This is a genomic window from Micromonospora sp. NPDC049102 (assembly GCF_043197485.1).
Classification (GTDB): Bacteria; Actinomycetota; Actinomycetes; order Mycobacteriales; family Micromonosporaceae; genus Micromonospora.
On record NZ_JBICTE010000023.1, the window covers coordinates 52,852 to 68,545 of the forward strand.

Annotated in this window: 18 protein-coding genes; 6 read left to right on the forward strand and 12 right to left on the reverse strand. The window is 70.3% G+C overall.

Going from position 1 to position 15,694, the window contains the following annotated elements:
* Positions 1-32: 32 nt before the first annotated feature.
* The 10 genes from ACGFH9_RS21195 to ACGFH9_RS21240 form a co-directional block, all read right to left on the reverse strand.
* On the reverse strand, positions 33-647 hold the full coding sequence (locus ACGFH9_RS21195; protein WP_393221859.1) for a MarC family protein: 615 nt from the start codon (positions 645-647) through the stop codon (positions 33-35).
* Positions 648-688: 41 nt separating this feature from the next.
* On the reverse strand, positions 689-1,561 hold the full coding sequence (locus ACGFH9_RS21200) for a PHP domain-containing protein (protein WP_393221862.1): 873 nt from the start codon (positions 1,559-1,561) through the stop codon (positions 689-691).
* 103 nt (positions 1,562-1,664) lie between these two features.
* Entirely contained in the window at positions 1,665-2,864 is a 1,200-nt protein-coding gene (locus ACGFH9_RS21205) for a hypothetical protein (RefSeq protein ID WP_393221865.1), read from the reverse strand.
* A 56-nt stretch (positions 2,865-2,920) separates the two neighbouring features.
* Positions 2,921-3,727: a SigE family RNA polymerase sigma factor gene (locus tag ACGFH9_RS21210; protein ID WP_393221868.1), complete on the reverse strand. Its 807-nt coding sequence runs from the start codon at positions 3,725-3,727 to the stop codon at positions 2,921-2,923.
* A 103-nt stretch (positions 3,728-3,830) separates the two neighbouring features.
* The gene (locus tag ACGFH9_RS21215; RefSeq protein WP_355244487.1) at positions 3,831-4,706 is read right to left on the reverse strand and encodes a PH domain-containing protein; all 876 of its coding nucleotides are present in this window, start codon (positions 4,704-4,706) and stop codon (positions 3,831-3,833) included.
* Between the two features lie 6 nt (positions 4,707-4,712).
* Positions 4,713-4,871: a hypothetical protein gene (locus ACGFH9_RS21220; RefSeq protein ID WP_007455302.1), complete on the reverse strand. Its 159-nt coding sequence runs from the start codon at positions 4,869-4,871 to the stop codon at positions 4,713-4,715.
* A 116-nt stretch (positions 4,872-4,987) separates the two neighbouring features.
* The gene (locus ACGFH9_RS21225) at positions 4,988-5,698 is read right to left on the reverse strand and encodes a DUF6758 family protein (protein WP_393221871.1); all 711 of its coding nucleotides are present in this window, start codon (positions 5,696-5,698) and stop codon (positions 4,988-4,990) included.
* A gap of 45 nt (positions 5,699-5,743) precedes the next feature.
* Entirely contained in the window at positions 5,744-6,367 is a 624-nt protein-coding gene (locus ACGFH9_RS21230) for a TrmH family RNA methyltransferase (RefSeq protein WP_393221997.1), read from the reverse strand.
* 39 nt (positions 6,368-6,406) lie between these two features.
* On the reverse strand, positions 6,407-6,931 hold the full coding sequence (locus tag ACGFH9_RS21235) for a hypothetical protein (protein ID WP_393221873.1): 525 nt from the start codon (positions 6,929-6,931) through the stop codon (positions 6,407-6,409).
* A gap of 74 nt (positions 6,932-7,005) precedes the next feature.
* Positions 7,006-7,521, reverse strand: coding sequence for a MaoC family dehydratase (locus tag ACGFH9_RS21240; protein ID WP_355244479.1), 516 nt, complete (start codon positions 7,519-7,521; stop codon positions 7,006-7,008).
* Between the two features lie 548 nt (positions 7,522-8,069).
* Between ACGFH9_RS21240 and trxA the strand changes: the two genes are divergently transcribed.
* The 3 genes from trxA (at position 8,070) to ACGFH9_RS21255 (ending at position 9,955) form a co-directional block, all read left to right on the forward strand.
* Positions 8,070-8,432, forward strand: coding sequence for a thioredoxin (gene trxA / locus ACGFH9_RS21245; RefSeq protein ID WP_393221876.1), 363 nt, complete (start codon positions 8,070-8,072; stop codon positions 8,430-8,432).
* A 153-nt stretch (positions 8,433-8,585) separates the two neighbouring features.
* Positions 8,586-9,026, forward strand: coding sequence for a hypothetical protein (locus ACGFH9_RS21250; protein ID WP_393221878.1), 441 nt, complete (start codon positions 8,586-8,588; stop codon positions 9,024-9,026).
* Positions 9,023-9,955, forward strand: coding sequence for an HTTM domain-containing protein (locus ACGFH9_RS21255; RefSeq protein ID WP_393221881.1), 933 nt, complete (start codon positions 9,023-9,025; stop codon positions 9,953-9,955). Before ACGFH9_RS21250 ends, ACGFH9_RS21255 begins: the two co-directional genes overlap by 4 nt.
* Here the strand turns inward: ACGFH9_RS21255 and ACGFH9_RS21260 are convergent.
* Positions 9,919-10,338: a DUF393 domain-containing protein gene (locus ACGFH9_RS21260; protein ID WP_355244472.1), complete on the reverse strand. Its 420-nt coding sequence runs from the start codon at positions 10,336-10,338 to the stop codon at positions 9,919-9,921. The two genes, ACGFH9_RS21255 and ACGFH9_RS21260, sit on opposite strands and share 37 nt — an antisense overlap.
* A gap of 92 nt (positions 10,339-10,430) precedes the next feature.
* Between ACGFH9_RS21260 and ACGFH9_RS21265 the strand changes: the two genes are divergently transcribed.
* From ACGFH9_RS21265 to ACGFH9_RS21275, 3 genes are all read left to right on the forward strand, one after another.
* Entirely contained in the window at positions 10,431-12,497 is a 2,067-nt protein-coding gene (locus tag ACGFH9_RS21265) for an intein-containing Rv2578c family radical SAM protein (protein ID WP_393221885.1), read from the forward strand.
* Positions 12,498-12,701: 204 nt separating this feature from the next.
* On the forward strand, positions 12,702-13,667 hold the full coding sequence (locus ACGFH9_RS21270) for a DUF2092 domain-containing protein (protein WP_393221888.1): 966 nt from the start codon (positions 12,702-12,704) through the stop codon (positions 13,665-13,667).
* Positions 13,668-13,848: 181 nt separating this feature from the next.
* On the forward strand, positions 13,849-14,256 hold the full coding sequence (locus ACGFH9_RS21275) for a CoA-binding protein (RefSeq protein ID WP_393221891.1): 408 nt from the start codon (positions 13,849-13,851) through the stop codon (positions 14,254-14,256).
* 101 nt (positions 14,257-14,357) lie between these two features.
* On the opposite strand, the gene ACGFH9_RS21280 is transcribed toward ACGFH9_RS21275, so the two are convergent.
* Positions 14,358-15,554: an acyl-CoA dehydrogenase family protein gene (locus ACGFH9_RS21280; RefSeq protein WP_393221894.1), complete on the reverse strand. Its 1,197-nt coding sequence runs from the start codon at positions 15,552-15,554 to the stop codon at positions 14,358-14,360.
* Between the last annotated feature and the right edge of the window lie 140 nt (positions 15,555-15,694).

The following is a 15,694-nucleotide window of genomic DNA, read 5'->3' on the forward strand; positions in this document are numbered from 1 at the left end:
GCCATCCGCCTGCGACATCCGGCGTGTGCCGGTCAGGTCATGTTCACGTATTGCGTGACGAAGGCGGCCACCGCGTCGGCGATGAGCTGGACGGCGATCGCGGCCAGGAGCAGGCCGGCGATCCGGGTCAGCACCTCGATGCCGCCGGGACGCAGGATCTTGACGATGCCGCCGGAGAAACGCAGCACGATCCACACCGCGACCATGACGGCGAGGATCGCGGCGGCGATGGCGGTGAAGTCGCCGAACCCGTCGGCCTGCTGGACGAAGAGCATCGTCGCCACGATGGCGCCCGGCCCCGCCAGCAACGGGGTGCCCAGCGGTACCAGGGCGATGTTCGAGGTGACCTGCTGACTGGGGTCGTCGGCCTTGCCGGTCAGCAGTTCCAGTGCGACAAGTACGAGCAGCAACCCACCGGCGGCCTGTAGGGCGGGCAGGTCCACGTGCAGGTAGTCGAGCAGGGTCTGCCCGGCCACCGCGAAGATCACGATGACACCGAGGGCCAGCGCGACGGCCTGCCAGGCCGCCCGGTTGCGGTCGCGCGCGGGCAGCGGCCCGGTCAGTGCCAGAAAGATCGGCATCATGCCCGGCGGGTCGGTGATCACCAGCAGGGTCACGAAAACCTCGCCGAACAGCTTCAGATCCACGTGAGCAACCTAGCCGCGCCGTGGTGGGCAAAATACGCGGATCAGCCCGAAGCGACCTCGGTCACCCCGGCGGCGACGATCCGCTCGTACGCCTCGACGCCGGTGCCGAACGCGCCGAGCTGGACGGTCTTGTGGGTGCCGTGGAAGTCGGACGAGCCGGTCACCAGCAGGTCCAGCTCGGCGGCGAGCGAGCGTACGTGCGCACGCTCGGCCGGGCTGTGGTCCTCGTGGTCGGCTTCCAGCCCGGCCAGCCCGGCGGCGGCCAGCTCGGCGATCAACTCGTCGGGGACGACCCGGCCGCGTCGGGTGGCACGGGGATGGGCGAAGACCGGTACGCCTCCAGCCGCCCGGACCAGCCGGACCGCACGGAAGACGTCGATGTCCTCCTTCGGCAGCCGGTACCGCTCACCGAGCCAGTCCGGGCCGAACGCCGCACGGGTGTCGGCGACCAGGCCGGCGCGGATCAGCGCCTGCGCGATGTGCGGACGACCCACCGTCCCGCCGGCCGCGCCGGCCAGGATGTCCGGCCAGCTCACGTCGATGCCGTCGGCGCGCAGCAGGTGCACGATGCGCTCGCCGCGCTCCTCTCGGGAAGCCCGCACCCGGGCCAGCTCGGCGACCAGCTCCGGATGTTCCGGGTCGAACAGGTACGCCAGCAGGTGCAGCGGCGTCGCCGGCTGCGTGCCCGCCCAGCGGCAGGACAGTTCGGCGCCCCGGACCAGGAGCAGTCCGGGCGGCAGCGCCCGTACGGCCGGCGCCCAGCCCGCGGTGGTGTCGTGGTCGGTGATGGCGAGCACGTCCAGGCCCGCCTCGGCGCCGGCGCGGACCAGTTCGGCCGGAGTCAGCGTGCCGTCGCTGGCGGTCGAGTGGGTGTGCAGGTCGATCCGGGGCGCGGAGCCGGTACGCGAGGTCACGTCCCGACGCTACCGAGCGGACCCGAAGATGACTCGCGTAGGTCGAAGAGGTCCCGAACCGTCCGGCGGACCGGTCGGTCCGGAGAAGCGGGCCCGCGAAGGGTCAGGAGCCGCTGACCAGGACCGGACGGTCACCGGGCTGGAGGCCGGCCACGGGCACCGGCTCGGCCTGTTCGCCGGCACGTACCCGCTCGACGTCGACCCGGACCAGCCGACCGGAGCTGTCGACGTAGGAGACGTCCGAGTCACTCGTCCAGGCGATGCCGCCGCTCAGCGCCGGGCCGGCCGGTACGGCGTTCAGCGTCGTCCCGAGCTGCTGCAGGTCGACCAGGAGAGACCGGTCGGCCACCCCGACCCGTCCGTTGACCAGCAGCCACCGTCCGTCGTCGGACATCCCGCCCGCGCCGTCCGGGCTCAACTGGGCGCCGCAGGCGCGTACCACTTTCAGAGCCCGCTTCGGATCGAGCAATGCCAGGCAGGTTCCGTCCGAGGAGTTCCCTGCCACCTGGCCGACCAGCCGCCCGTCGGGCAGCGCGCCGTACACGTCCAGGGTGTCCTGCTCGGGCACCGCCGTCAGCTTCTCCGCGCCGGGCCGCCACATGGCGTGACCCGGTCGGGTCGGGTCGAGCCGGACCAGCACGTTGTTGCCGACGAACCGGACGGGCTGCGCGCCCTCCGGGACCGCGATGCGCACCGTGCCGATGAGCTGGGTGCCGACGACTCCCGCCACGAACAGGTCACCGCCGTCCCGCCAGGCGACCTGGGTCGCGTCCGGCGCGAGGACGATCTGGGCGGCGCCGGCCAGCAGTACCTGCACCAGGCCGTCGTCCTGGGCGACCCAGAGGGAACGCCCGGCCGTGGTGGGCGCACCGACCACCAGGAGACCGCCACCATTGGGCAGCCGGTGGGCGCGTTCGGCGGAGCCGACGCCGGGCAGCGGCAGCCGTTTGCCGTCGGCGTCGATCAGGGTGCCGGCGAGGATCAGGTCGGCGGGAGCTCCCGGCGAGGGTGGGGGCGGGGCGATGCTGACCGAGGGGAGCGGTCGAGCCGACAGATCCGGGTCGCCGATCACGACGATGGGCGGCCCCTCGCGGCCGGAGTTGTCGGCGAGGTGTGACATGCCGGCGCCGATCAGCACGGTGGCGACCACCCCGAGCGCGACGCCGGCTCCGGCACGCCGCCGACGGATCCGGTTGGCGCGACGGATGGCCTGACCCGCCGGGTCGGCGGTCAGTGGACGGGTGACGGCGACCTGGTGCGAGAGGGTCTCCCGCACCGCACCTTCGAGCTGGTCACGTCGCACCTGGTTAGGACGCTGCGGACCGCCCGTCAGGTTGTCGGGTCGCCGCGGAAATGCGCTCACTGCTGATCTCCGGGGCCGGTGCCGACAGGCACGGCCGCCGAAGCGGTGGGCAGCTCGACCGCCGGGGCGATCGGACGGGGCGGGCGAGGTGCGACGGACGCGGGCTCGGCCCGACCGGTGCTGGGACGCGGCGCCGCCGCGGAAAGGGACCCCGACACCCCTCCGACCGCGCCGGACCGGGCAGCACCGGACCCTCGGCCGGACCGGGCAGCATCGACACCCGGGCGGGGCCGGACGACAGCAGCGTCCCGCCCGGGCCGGGTGCTGGCGGCGTTCCCGACAGACCGGGGCGCTGGGGCGAGATCGGGGGTGTCGGTGCCCATGCGTCGACGCAGCGTGGCCAGCGCACGGGATGCCTGGCTCTTCACCGTTCCGGGGGAAATGTCCAACAGTGCGGCTGTCTGCGCTTCCGACATGTCCTCGTAGTAGCGCAGGACGAGCACCGCTCGCTGCCGGCTGGGCAGCTCCTTGAGGTGCCGCCAGAGCAGGTCACGGTCGAGCTGCCGCTCGATCTCGTCGACGCCGGGCCGTTCGGGCAGCACTTCGGTGGGGCGCTCGCCGTGCCAGCGCCGCCGCCACCAGCTCGTCGAGGTGTTGACCATCACACGCCGGGCGTACGGCTCGACCGCCTCGATCCCGCCGAGCCGCTTCCAGGCGAGGTAGGTCTTCGTCAGCGCCGTCTGGAGCAGATCCTCGGCCGTCGCCCAGTCCCCGGCAAGGAGATAGGCGGTGCGGAGCAGGGCGGCGGAGCGAGCCGCGACGAACTCGCGAAACTCCTCCTCCAACGGGTCCCTGCTCGCCACCACACACCTCCGCACCCAAACCGTCCTGGCAGAGTGCCACGTCAGAGGCGGTCTGGTCCATGACGAAAGGTGCGCACTTGCTCCGATGTTCGGACGAAAACTTTCACGCCCCGTCGTCGGCCTTGGCCTCGTCGGCCTCCTTGCCCAACCGTGCCTCGACGGCCTGCGGCTCGTACATCTCTTCGACGACGCGTAGATAGAGCTCGTTGGGGTTGGGCAGATTCTTGATCTCCCGCAGCGCCTGCTCCTGGCCGGCGGACTCCAGCACGAAGGTGCCGTAGTTGAGGGCCCGGCCCGTCGGGGTCTGCTCGTACTTCATGTCGGTGACCCGGACCAGCGGCATCATGGCGACCTTGCGGGTGACGATGCCGTTGACCACCATGACCCGCTTGTTGGTCAGGATGAACCGGTCATACCACCAGTCCGCGACCTTCCACGCCACCCAGCCCATGACGGCGAACCAGAGCAGCACCGCGATGGTCGTCAGCGCGCCGACGTTGTTGCCGGCGAGGAAGCCCGACAGGTAGCCGAGCACGAAGGTCGCCGCGACGCCGATCAGGAGCGGGTTGGTGAGGTGGATCCAGTGCCGCTTCCACTCGCCCCGGTAGCGCTCGGTGGGGAAGAGGTAGCGGGCGACCAGCGAGCTGGGCTCGTCCTCCAACGGAAGAACCCGTCGGGGTGTCGACCCCATGGCGTCGGCGCGCAGCCCCGCCAACTCTTCCTCGGAGATCTGGGGCGGCTGGTTGGCCGCGTCGGGATCACGGAGCCAGGCTCGCCCGGACCGCCCTTCGCCGGCATAGCCGGGCCCGTCGCCATAGCCGACGTCGTCCGAAAGGGATGGCCCGTCGGACAGACCGGCGCCGGCTCCGTAGCCCGGGCCGTCATCGGGCCCGATCCGCGGGATCGGCTCGGTGTCGCGCTCGCGACGCTCCCGGTCGGGGTCGTCCGGGTCGAAGGGTGGACCGGAGGGGCTTCCCATCGACGGCTAGGCGACGAGGCTTGTGAAGAAGTCGCCGAATCCCTGGGCAATGTCCATGATCCCGCCGCCCAACGACTTGAACACATCAGCCGCAGAGTTTGGCCGATAGGCGACGAAAAAGATCAAGAATGCGATTCCGGCCCAGGTGAGGACCTTCTTGACCATGGCGGGCCATCCTCTCGCGCGGCGCCGGGTCCCATTACCGCAGCGGCACCCAGAGTATCAGTGTGGTGTCATACAGTGAATATCTGCGTCCGTTCTCCGTCAACCCGAAAGAGAAGTCAAACTCTCCCGGACAGGTACGGGGACGGTGCGCCGTACACGAGTTCGGGCGGAGTCCACTCGGTCAGGTCGTGCAAGACGACGTCTTCCGCGAGGAGGTGACCCGCACTCGCCGGCCAGGCTATCGCATGTAGCCACATTCCCCGAGCCTCACCGGCGTACGCGCTTCGATCCGTCGAAGAATTCACCAACCACAGTGGAGTCGGATGCCCGCCGACCTTGATCCTGGCCTGCCCCACGTGCTCGGGATGCCCCGGGCCGGGGTCGGTCAGCGCGTCGACGAGTTCCGGCCCGGGATCGGGGCCGGTCAGGCCGGCGAGTCGCCTGCCCAGGCCGACACCCGGTTCCTCGGCGACGAAGACCAGGTCCGCCGGGCCGTCGTCGAGCGGCGCCGGCCCGGCGCAGGCCACCGCCGTCGCCCGCACTCCGGTGCGGTCGTCCCCGGCGTACGCCACGCCGGTGAGGGTCCAGCCGGGCGGGAGCGGCCACGGGCACCACAGTGGCGTCCCGGGTGGACCGGAAGCCGCGGCGATCCGCTCCACCACGCTCGCGACGATCTCCGCACCGATGTGTTCGGGCACGTGCAGCGGCGGCACGGGTCCGCAGCGCAGGCACCTCGACTCGGTGTGCATCAGATCCGGCGCCCGTACCGGGCCCCCGCATCTCGGACAACTCACCGCGACACTCACATCCCCACCGTCACCCCGCATCGCCGGCACGTCAAGCCGGAACGCCGATCGCGCCGGGGGCGATGGTCAGTCCGGGGGTGGACCGGCGTGCGTACGAATCCACGCGTGCATGGCGATGCCGCTGGCCACACCCGCGTTGATGGACCTGGTGGAGCCGTACTGGGCGATGGAGTGGAGGCGGGTGCAGGCCGCACGAGCGGGGGCGGACAGGCCCGGCCCCTCCTGACCGAACAGCAGCACGCACTCGCGCGGCAGGACGGCGGTCTCGATCGGCCGGGAGCCCGGCAGGTTGTCGATGCCGAGCACGGGCAGCCGCCGCCCGGCCGCCCAGTCGACGAACTCCTCGATCGTCCCGTGGTGCCGGACGTGCTGGTAGCGGTCGGTCACCATCGCGCCGCGTCGGTTCCACCGACGCCGACCGACGATGTGCACCTCGGCGGCGTTGAACGCGTTGGCGTTGCGGACCACCGTGCCGATGTTGAAGTCGTGCTGCCAGTTCTCGATGGCGACGTGGAAGCCGTGCCGATGCCGGTCCAGGTCGGCGACGATCGCCTCGTGCCGCCAGTAGCGGTAGCGGTCGACGACATTGCGTCGGTCGCCCTCGGCCAGCAGCTGCGGGTCGTAGCGCGGGTCCTCGGGCAGGTCCCCCGGCCAGGGGCCCACACCCACCTCAAGCTGGTCGTCGGTCACGGTCATCAGAGAGTACGGGCACCCGGACGCCCGGCGATCTCAGCCCAGGCCGAGCGCGTCACCGAGTCGGTCCAGGAAGCGCCGGTCCGCAGGGCCGACCGGACCTCCGTCGAGGCCGGGCACCGCCCGGCAGACGCGGGCCGCAACCGACTGCACCCACTGGCGGTACGCGGCCGAGTCGGCCGGATCGGCGCGCCGACGCAGCACCCGGGCCGCCGCCCGACAGGCGGCCAGCAGGTCCACCAGGTCGGTGAGGCGCGCGGTCGGAGTGGGCGCGCCGTCGTGGCGGGCGTAGATCGCGGCGACCACGGCCCGGACCAGGTCACTGTCGAAGCCGCGGCCGGCGGCCACCGCGGCCAGGCCGGCCAGACCAGCCATCACCCCGCGCTCGGGGCGGCCGGCACCGGGCGCGGCAGCGGCCACGAGCACCCGAGCGGGCAGGCTGGTGAGCAGGTCCCACTCGGCGGCGGAGTAGACGGCGGTGGTCAAGGGTGCGGCGCGGCGGCCGGCAGAGGGCGGCTCTCCAGCGACGGAGTGGCTCATCGGAACCTCCGGCGTCAGCATAAGCCCCGAAAACGGGACCGGGGCCGCCACCGGGGAACCTGCGGCCCGATGGAGCCCCGCTCCGGCGGGCGCGTTCAGCGCGGCGTGGGGAAGCTGGGCCGCTCCGGGTCCACCCCGTCGGGCACCGCGCTGGCCGCGTACTCCTTCTTGGGGACCATGACCCGGCGGCGGAAGACGCAGACCATGGTCCCGTCCTGGTTGTAACCCCGGGTCTCCACCGAGACCACGCCCCGGTCGGGCTTGGAGCCGGACTCGCGCTTGTCCAGCACCGTCGTCTCGCCGTAGATGGTGTCGCCGTGAAAGGTGGGCGCCACGTGCCGCAGCGACTCGACCTCCAGGTTGGCGATGGCCTTGCCGCTGACGTCGGGCACCGACATGCCGAGCAGCAGGGAGTAGATGTAGTTGCCGACCACCACATTGCGCTTGAACTGGCTGGACGTCGCGGCGTAGTGCGCGTCCATGTGCAGCGGGTGGTGGTTCATCGTGAGCAGGCAGAAGAGGTGGTCGTCGTACTCGGTGACGGTCTTGCCCGGCCAGTGCCGGTAGACCGCGCCGACCTCGAACTCCTCGTAGTAGCGGCCGAACTGCATCCTGGTCCCCTTCGACGGGCGGCGATGGAGTTCGGCACAGCATGCCTTACCGATGGTTAAGGCGACGGTCCGGGCGGGACCTCGGCGGAAATGTCACACCGGTCACTCACCAGGGGGAGACGCAATGAGCGGCGGGGCCCTCCCCGGCACCCGCCGCCCACGCTCTGATGTGAGGAATTCTGCCCTACGGTGCCGTAGCTTCAACAGAGATCGCGGTCACATTTATCTTTTTGTAACAATACTCTCCGTGATGAACGCAGGGTTGATCAGCGATCTCCGGAGGCCGGATACCCCCTCGTCAGGGCTCAAGTTACCGATTCGTAGCGCTCGACCGGGTGGATCTCCCTGGAAACGCTCCCATCACCGCAGGTCACGCAAGTGCGTCGTGCACTTGCGTTCCGCAGGACGAGATGAACTGACACCGCTCGATGGTCTGCTCGGCACCCGACCAGCCCCGGCCACGTTTCGTGCGCGGCCGCCCGGGAATTCGATACGGTCAGCCCTGGTTCTACGGGACGCAGACAACCCGCAGGTGATCGGAGAGTGCAATGGCAACCGTTGAGCTGACCTCGACGAACTTCGACGAGGTGACCGGCGACGACGGCATCGTCCTGGTCGACTTCTGGGCCGACTGGTGTGGTCCGTGCAAGCGGTTCGCCCCGGTCTACGAGCGCTCCTCGGAGAAGCACCAGAACATCGTCTTCGGCAAGGTCGACACCGAGGCCCAGCAGGAGCTCGGCGCGAAGTTCGACATCCGGTCGATCCCGACGATCATGGCGATCCGCGACGGCGTCATCGTCTTCGCCCAGCCGGGCGCGCTCCCCGAGTCCGCCCTCGAGAACCTGATCGAGCAGGTCGAGGCGCTGGACATGGACGACGTCCGCAAGCAGCTGGCCGAGCACAAGCACTGAGCCGTCCGCGCGGCGGCACGCGAAGGCCGGCCCGGTTCGGGTCCGGCCTTCCGTCATGCCCGGGCACTGGCCCATGATCACCGACCTGGCCAGGCGGAACTGACCGTCGGTGGGACGCGAGACGGTCGGTACATCCCGTATCGTCACGACCCGATGGAGACCCTGACCACCCGCGGGCGCGTGACCCGGCTGGGCGCGACCGCCCTCGGTCTCGTCCTGCTGCTGCTCGGCACCTTCTGGGGCAGCGACGACGACTTCCCGTTCGGCCCGTTCCGGATGTACGCCACCTCGAACCCGCCGAACGCCCCCGCCCCGGACACCCGGGTGGAAGGGGTGAGCAGCACCGGAGCCGTGGTCGACCTCGACCAGGACGCGACAGGCATCCGCCGCGCCGAGATCGAGGGCCAGCAGGACCGCTACACCGCCGACCCGGCGCTCCTCGCCGGGGTCGCCGAGGCGTACGCCGAACGCCACCCGGACGCCGCCGCGCTGGTCGAGGTGCGCATCGTCATCCGGTGGCACGGCATCCGCGCGGGCCGGCCCACCGGGCAGCACACCGACGAGACCGTGGTCCGCTGGCAGGTCTCCGGATGACCGGCTGGCTGACCGAGGCGGTGCCACGCGGTCGGATTGCCGGGTTCCGGACCGCGATCTACCTCTTCGTCGCCGCCGACCTGGTGGTCTTCACCCCGTGGGTACGCACCAGAGCCAGCGTGCCCGGCGAGCTGTACCAGCCCCTGCTGATCGGCCGACTGCTCCCCCTGCCGACGCCGACGCCGACAGTGGTGGCGGTGATCTTCTGGGTGCTCCTGCTCGCCGCCCTGCTCGCCGCGACCGGCCGGGCGCCCCGGCTGCTCGGCTGGACGGTCTGCGCCCTGTACCTCGAGTGGATGATCCTCGCGATGAGCTACGGGAAGGTCGACCACGACCGGATCGGCCTGCTCGTCGCGCTGGCCGTGCTGCCCACCGCCGGCCGGGCCCGCCACGGCGACACCACCCGCACCGAGGCCGGCGGCTGGGCCTTGCGGGTCACCCAGATCGCGGTGATCTGCACGTACTTCCTGGCAGCCTTCGCCAAGCTGCGCTTCGGCGGCCTGGACTGGCTGACCGGCTCGGTGCTGGCCCGGGCAATCATCCGACGCGGCACCGACCTGGCCGATCTCGTCGCCCAGGTGCCGTACCTGCTGATCGTCGCCCAGTTCGGCATCGTGGCCTTCGAACTGCTCAGCCCCGTGGTGTTCCTGCTGCCGGCCCGCTGGCGACTGGCGATGGTCGGCTTCTTCTACTCGTTCCACGCGGTGACCATCGCGACCATCACGATCTCGTTCGCACCACACCTGGCCGCGATGACCAGCTTCCTGCCCCTGGAACGGGTACGCCCACTGGTGTGGGCAGGCCGGCTCGCCGGCCGCGGCCCGGTGGACGTCGACACGACGTCGACGCCGCCCGATCAGGCTCCGCCCGATGATCGGGCCCGGCTCGGCGATCAGGCTCCGGCGGTCGGACGCCCGGTCGGGCCGTAGAGCCGCTCCCTGGCCTCCTGCGGCAGGGAACACGCCGCCGTACCACCCGGGAGGCGGTGCCTGTTTCGGGCCACCCAGCGGTACACCGGCCAGGCCACGAGGCGCACCGGTGGAAACCTCAGGCCAGCCCCGGCGACCCGCCAGAGCGGGCCACTGGCGGCGAGCAGCTTCGCGATGGCGTCCGGGCCGGCTGCGCGGGTGGCGTCCGCGCCGACCCACTGCACGGCCTCCTCGCACTCGGCCACGCTGAGGCCGAGCGCGTCCAGGTCGGCGAACTGCCAGGGCACCACCCGTGCGCTGGTGGGGATCCGGCGTTCGATGAACTCCGCACAGGTCGTGCAGAACGCGCAGTCACCGTCGTAGACGAAGGTCGACGTCTCCATGGCGCCCATCCTCCCCCGTCGCAACGCCGATCACTCACGCGTGTCCGGCGCGTCACTTGCGCAAGCCTCGTACACGTGTTCGAATAGTGGCCATGCGCTGGGACAACCTCACCGCTCCCCCGGTCGAGGGAGACCCCGAGCGGGCAGCGCCAGCGACGCCACCCCTGCCGCTGGCGCTGCCCGGCACCGTCGTCCGCACCTTCGACACTCCCGAGTTCGCCGGGATGACCTTCCACGAGGTGCAGGCCAAATCGATCCTCAACCGGGTGCCCGGCGAGTCCCGCGTCCCCTTCGAGTGGACCATCAACCCGTACCGGGGATGCACTCATGCTTGTGTCTACTGCATGGCCGGTGACACTCCGATCCTGATGGCGGACGGTCGCACGAAACCGATCAGTGAGCTCGAGCCCGGCGACCGCATCTACGGGACGGAGCGACGCGGTGCTTACCGCCGATACATCGTCACCACCGTTCTTGACAAGTGGTCCACCGTGAAACCCGCATACCGGGTCACCCTGACTGACGGCACCACCCTCATCGCCAGCGGAGACCACCGGTTCCTCTCCGATCGTGGCTGGAAGTACGTCACCGGGGCTATGCAGGGCACCGGCCAGCGCCCCTACCTGACCACCAACAATCGCCTCATCGGCACCGGCCGTTTCGCATCCGGGCCGAAGGAGTCACCTGACTACCGCCGGGGCTACCTCTGCGGGATGGTCCGGGGCGACGCCAACCTCGCCACCTACTCGTACCCGCAGGGGGTCGTGCATCGGTTCCGTCTGGCGCTGATCGACGACGAGGCGTTGAGTCGGAGCGAGCGCTACCTCGCCCAGGAGGGCATCGAGACACAACGCTTCTCGTTCGCACCGGCCAGCGCCACCCGGCAAGCCCTGTCGGCCATCCGCACCTCGAAACAGCGGGACATCGAAACGATCACCGAGCTGATCCAGTGGCCGGCTGCCCCCACCGACGAGTGGCGCCTCGGCTTCCTGGCCGGCATCTTCGACGCCGAGGGCAGCTGCAGTAAAGGCGCCCTGCGCATCAGCAACAGCGACGACACGATCCTCGACCAGACGACGGCGGCGCTGCGCCGGTTCGGCTTCGCCTGCGTGCTTGAGGACCCCGGCAGACCCAACCGGGTGCGGCAGATCAGATTGACCGGAGGTCTTCCCGCTCGGCTCCGGTTCTTCCACCTCACGGACCCGGCCATCACCAGGAAGCGCTCGATCGAGGGCGCCGCGCTGAAGTGCAAGGCGGACCTCAGGGTCGTCGACGTTCAGGCTCTCGGGCTGGAGTTGCCGCTGTGGGACATCACCACCGGCACCGGCGACTTCATCGCCGACGGTGTGGTGAGTCACAACTGCTTCGCCCGAAATACCCACACCTACCTCGATCTCGACGCTGGTGCGGACTTCGACCGGCAGGTGATCGTCAAGGTCAACGCCGGTGAGCTGGTGCGACGCGAGCTGGCCGCGCCGAAGTGGCGGGGCGCGCACGTCGCGATGGGCACCAACGTCGACTGCTACCAGCGGGCCGAGGGTCGCTACCGGCTGATGCCGCAGATCATCGCGGCCCTGCGGGACTTCGCCAACCCGTTCTCCATCCTCACCAAGGGCACGCTGATCCTGCGCGACCTGCCCCTGCTGCGTCAGGCCGCCGACGTGACCACGGTTGGCATCTCCTTCTCGGTGGGCTTCGTCGACGACGGGCTCTGGCGTGGCGTCGAACCGGGCACACCGCACCCGAGCCGCCGGCTCGACGCGGTCCGCCGGCTCACCGACGCCGGCTTCTCCGTCGGGGTGCTGATGGCACCGATCCTGCCCGGCCTCAGCGACGGCGAGGAGTCGATCGACGCCACGGTCTCGGCGATCGCCGCCGCCGGTGCGACGAGCGTGACCCCGCTGGCGCTGCACCTGCGACCGGGCGCCCGCGAGTGGTACGCCCAGTGGCTCGCCCGGGAGCACCCGCACCTCGTCCCCCGCTACCGCGAGCTGTACCGCTCCGGCGCGTACGCCCCGCAGGCCTACCAGCGGGAGTTGACCGCGCGAGTGCGGATCGCCGCCCGCCGCCACGGACTGCTCCGGGGCGAGGTGGGCGACAATCGCCGCCTACCCGAGCCGTCGCCTACCGCGACCGCCGAGCAGCTGACCCTGCTCTAGTCTCCGTGCCGACAGGCAAGCCCCTGACCTGCCCGAACGTTCAACAGCCCCACCTCTTTCCGCACCCATGCGACGGTGACGGACAGCCGCTGGCATCACGCGCAGTGCTTGCGACGGTGCTGGGCCGAAAAGGCGGGAACCTGGCGGCGGCGTCGGACAAGAACAGGGCATGAACGCACCGTCGAACCAGGGGGCCATCGGGACATGACTGTGACCGAGCGCTCCGACGCGCTGTTGGTAACGGGAGCGCCTGAACTGTTCGGAGAGCTGTTCGAGCGGTACGGCGGGTGGCTGTACAACTTCAGCGCCCGCCGGGTCGGGCGGCAGCTCGCCGAGGATCTGGTTGCCGAGACGTTCCTGGTCGCGTTCTCGATCGCGACCGCGACCGCCTTCGCCCTGGCCGGTCTTGCCGCGGGCGGTGTCGCGCTCGGCACGGCCGACCAGCGGACCGGGCAGACGGGCGGGGCCTCCGCCAGCTCGACCGACGCCTCGCGCCCGTCGCAGTTACGCGACGTCGCCTACGTCAGCATGCAGACCCAGGCCGCGCTGGGTGCGGCGGAGGACTACGTCGTGAAGGTGCACGACGCCTACAAGGGCGGCTCGATCGACTCCTGGGAGGACAAGCAGACCAGACGCCGCCGGGTCGACATCTTCCAGGGCGACGGCAGCCCGGACTCGACGCTGGTGACGGTCGTCGCCGACGGGAAATTCCGTGGCACCCAGATCAATCACCTCGAACGGACGTACTCCCAGTTCGTCGACTCGGCGGACATGGCAACCAGCACGGTCTTCGTTCCGAACGACCCGGGGAGCATCCGGGCCTGGCTCGCCCGGGGGAGCTTGGAGATCGTGGGCCAGGAGAAGGTGGACGGGCACGACACCGTGCACCTGCGGTTGAAGGCGGGAAAAGCGGCCTACACCGCGGACCTGTGGGTGGACTCGACCTCGTTCCTGCCCTACAAGACGGTCGCCGACAAGAGCGGCAAGGTGACCGACAGGTCAGAGGTCAGCACCTTCGAGTGGCTGCCCCGCTCGGAGCAGAACCTGAGCCACTTCGGTCTGACGCCGCCCGCCGGCTACGAGAAGGCCGGGAGCAAGTCCACCAAGGGCGACTCGCCGTTCACCCTTCCCGCTGGACCCGGGCAGGTCCCCAGCCCGACGACCGACTGACCGCCGTGGGTTGCCGCTCCCTGGGTTCCGGGGAACGGCAACCCACGGCGTAACCGGTCTGCTTCGCTCCGCGCGAAGCGCGGGCCGGGCCCGACTGGCTGCTGGGGGCGGCCAGTCGGGCCCTTCGGCGCGGGTGATCCTCGCCTGCCGGCGGCGGGCGGGGCGGCGCTACAGTCGGCGGGTGCGTACCGCTCAGCAGATCCTCGCCGACTCCGCCGTGATCGCCGTCGTTGGCGCGTCCCGCGACCCGTTGAAGGCCGCACACCGCGTTCCGTTGCAGATGCAGCGGTACGGCTGGCGCATCATCCCGGTCAACCCGACCGTCGACGAACTCTTCGGCGAGCGGGCGTACGCGACGCTGGCGGACATCCCGCACCCGGTCGACCTGGTGGACGTGTTCCGGCCGGCCGCTGACGCCGTGCAGGTGGTCCGGGACGCGGCGGCGATCGGAGCGCCGGCGGTCTGGCTGCAACTGGGCATCGTCTCGGCCGAGGCGCGGCGGATCGCCGAGGAGGCCGGCATGGAGTACGTCGAGGACCGCTGCCTCATCGTCGAACGCGCCGCCGGAGACCTGACCCGCCTCCCCTGACCCACTCTCCCCCGCGATCTTGCACTTTCGGTCGACGTTCTGCCCCGCTATGCACACTGTGTCGCCACAGCAACTGCAAGATCGCGGGGATTCGGCTGGGGTCAGAGCTTGTACTCCTTGAGGAGGCCTCGGCTGATGATGGTTTTTTGGATCTCCGAGGTGCCTTCGCCGATGAGCAGGAACGGGGCCTCGCGCATCAGCCGCTCGATCTCGTACTCCTTGGAGTAGCCGTAGCCGCCGTGGATGCGGAACGCCTCCTGGACGACCTCGGCACAGTATTCCGAGGCGAGCAGCTTGGCCATTCCGGCCTCGACGTCGTTGCGCTGGCCGGCGTCCTTGAGTCGGGCGGCGTTGACCATGAGGGCGTGCGCGGCCTCGATCTTCGTGCCCATCTCGGCGAGCTTGAAGGCGATCGCCTGGTGCTTGGCGAGCGGCTGGCCGAAGGTCTTGCGCTGCTGGGCGTAGCTGACCGCCAGTTCGAAGGCGCGCAGGGAGATGCCGCAGGCGCGGGCGGCCACGTTGACCCGGCCGACCTCGATGCCGTCCATCATCTGGTAGAAGCCGCGGCCGACCTGGTCGGCGCCGCCGAGGATCGCGGTGTCGGGCACGGCCACGCCGTCGAGCACCATCTCGGTGGTCTCGACGCCCTTGTAGCCCATCTTCTCGATCCGGCTGGGGATGGTGAGGCCCGGGGCGGTCTCGCCGAAGCCCGGCTCCTTCTCCAGCAGGAACGTGCTCATGTTGCCGTAGACGGACTCGGCGCCGGTGTCGGTCTTGACCAGGGTGGCGACCACCGATGAGTACGCCCCGTTGGTCAGCCACATCTTCTGCCCGTTGAGGACATAGGTGTCGCCCTCCCGGACCGCCCTGGACTTGATCGCCGAGACGTCGGAGCCGGTCTCCGGTTCTGACATCGAGAACGCGCCGCGCACCTCGCCGGTGGCCATCTTCGGCAGCAGGCGGGCCTTCTGCTCGGCGGAGCCGTGCTGGGAGATCAGGTACGCCACGATGAAGTGGGTGTTGACGATCCCGGAGACCGACATCCAGCCTCGGGACAACTGCTCCACCACGAGGGCGTAGGTGAGCAGCGATTCGCCGAGGCCGCCGTACTCCTCGTCGATGGTGAGACCGAACAGCCCCATCTCGCGCATGCCGTCGAGGATGTCGGTGGGGTACTCGTCGGCGTGCTCGAGCCGCTGGGCGTGCGGGATGATCTCCTTGTCGGCGAACTCCCGGACGGTCTCCAGGATCGACCGCTGCACATCGGTGAGGCCGGGCGTCTGGGCGAGTCGGGCCATCTCAGCCTCCGGGGATCAGCGCACTACTCATAGGTAACTGAACGCTCGGTCAGTATCGGCCGCCCGGCCGACCAGGCCAAGGTGACCAGTCCACACAACCGCTGTGAAAAGGTTCACCGCTGCGGGTAGCGTCCGGCAAG